The 2,212-nt window shown below is 63.0% G+C and carries 2 protein-coding genes; both read left to right on the top strand.

All coding sequences use genetic code 11. From position 1 onward, the window contains the following. A partial coding sequence (locus ACXJL8_RS39330; RefSeq protein WP_456686841.1) for a dihydroxy-acid dehydratase domain-containing protein occupies window positions 1-1,387 on the top strand: 1,387 nt, incomplete at its 5' end. Between the two features lie 125 nt (window positions 1,388-1,512). Beyond that, window positions 1,513-2,212 (top strand): ABC transporter ATP-binding protein (locus ACXJL8_RS39325; protein ID WP_456686840.1); only part of this gene is annotated, 700 nt, incomplete at its 3' end.

Genomic DNA, 2,212 nt, shown 5'->3' with positions numbered 1-2,212 from the left:
GATCGAGGCCGTCGTTCATGGCCTGGCCTACGATGCGCTGATCGGGTACGGCGGATGCGACAAGACGCTTCCCGGCGTGATGATGGGAATGGTCCGCTGCAACGTGCCATCCATCTTCATCTATGGCGGCAGCGCGCTGCCGGGCCGCGTCGATGGGCGGACTCTAACGGTGCTCGATTCCTATGAGGCCGTCGGCAGCTTCATGACCGGAGAGATCGATGGGGCCACGCTCGAACGCATCGAGCGTGCGTGTCTGCCGACGATCGGAGCTTGTGCCGGCCAATTCACCGCGRACACGATGGGGATGGTGTCGGAGGCGATGGGCCTCACCATTCCCAACGTCTCGATGGTCCCCGGCGTTTATGCCGAACGGGCGCAGATATCCCGGCGTGCCGGGCGGCTGGTGATGGAGATGCTGGAGCGCGGCGGACCGCTGCCGCGCGACATCGTGACGCGGAAGGCTCTGGAGAACGGCGCCGCAATCGTTGCCGCGACGGGCGGTTCGACCAACGCCGCACTGCACCTGCCGGCGATCGCGAACGAGGCCGGCATCGCATTCACGATCGACGATGTCGGGGAGGTCTTTGCCAGGACGCCGCTGATTGGAAACCTGCGTCCCGGTGGTAAGTACACAGCGAAGGATGTCTACGATATCGGCGGCGCCGCTGTCGTGATCCGCGAGCTCATTCAAAGCGGACACATCGATGGCAGCTGTCTGACCATCACCGGCCGCACGCTTGCGGAAGAGTATGGCGCGGCCAACGCGCCCGATGGGGAGGTCGTATACGCGGCACGTGCGCCGATCATGCCCGACGGTGGCGTGGCCGTACTGAAGGGAAATCTCTGTCCCGACGGTGCGGTGATCAAGGTTGCAGGTCTGAAGAGCCAGTTGTTCGAGGGCGTGGCGCGGGTGTTTGAGGACGAGGAAGCTTGCGTCGCGGCGGTACGCGACCGCAGCTACAAGGCGGGCGAGGTGCTGGTGATCCGCAACGAAGGGCCGGTCGGCGGTCCCGGCATGCGCGAGATGCTCGGCGTCACCGCACTGATCTACGGTCAGGGTATGGGCGAGAAGGTTGCTTTGATCACGGATGGACGGTTTTCCGGTGCAACCCGCGGCATGTGCGTTGGTTACGTGTCCCCCGAAGCATTTGTTGGCGGCCCGCTAGCGCTTGTCTGCGACGGCGACAGGATCCGGATCGACGCGGCCGGCCGTCGCATGGACGTGCTGGTCGACGAGCACGAACTCGCGGCGCGACGACGCAATTGGAAGCCGCGGCCGCCGCGTCATCGTGCCGGAGCGCTCGCGAAATATGCGCGTCTGGTTGGCCAGGCACCGGGTGGAGCAGTTACGCATGAGGGCCCGGCAGAATGGCCCTGGTTCGAATGATGCGCTACGCCCGTGCGAAAACGACCACTTGCTTGGCAAGTTTCTTGCTAAGCTCTTGTCGCTGATGGAGGACATTCAGCAGGTCAGTTGCGCGATGTTCGCGTCCGAGTGAGGCGAGAGACGGGATGAAGGTAGTGCCTTCGAGATCGAGCGAATGGGTGAGACCGGTGACGCCACAACAGCCGGCTTCTGCGATCATCGAGATCGACCGCGTCTCGCAGGTTTTTCAGACCTCGGCGCGCAAGGATCATGTGGCGTTATCGGACATCTCCCTGACGATCGAAGAGGGAGCGTTTGTCTCCATCCTTGGTCCGTCCGGGTGCGGCAAGTCAACGCTTCTTTACATCGTTGGAGGCTTCGTCAATCCGACGCGCGGGGCGGCGAAGATGAAAGGTAAAGCGATCACAGGGCCCGGCCCCGATCGCGGACCGGTGTTTCAGGAGTTCGCGCTGTTTCCCTGGAAGACCGTGCTGGGCAACGTGATGTACGGTCCGCGCCAGCAAGGCGTAAGGACGACTGAGGCGGAAGCGCAAAGCCGGGCCTTGATCGAGATGGTCGGTCTCAAGGGCTACGAGAACTTCTATCCCAAGGAGCTGTCGGGCGGCATGAAGCAGCGCGTGGCACTGGCCCGGACGCTCGCTTACCATCCCGAAGTCCTGTTGATGGACGAGCCATTCGGCGCGCTTGACGCTCACACCCGGACGCGCCTCCAGAACGATCTCTTGAACATCTGGGAGCGTGACCGCAAGACAGTGTTGTTTGTCACCCATTCGGTCGACGAAGCCGTCTTCCTGTCCGACAAGGTCGTCATGATGTCGAAGTCTC

The sequence above is a fragment of the Bradyrhizobium sp. P5_C11_2 genome (assembly GCF_054049755.1).
The sequence above is the reverse complement of the archived record's forward strand: the minus strand, read 5'-3'. Positions and strand labels throughout refer to the sequence as shown.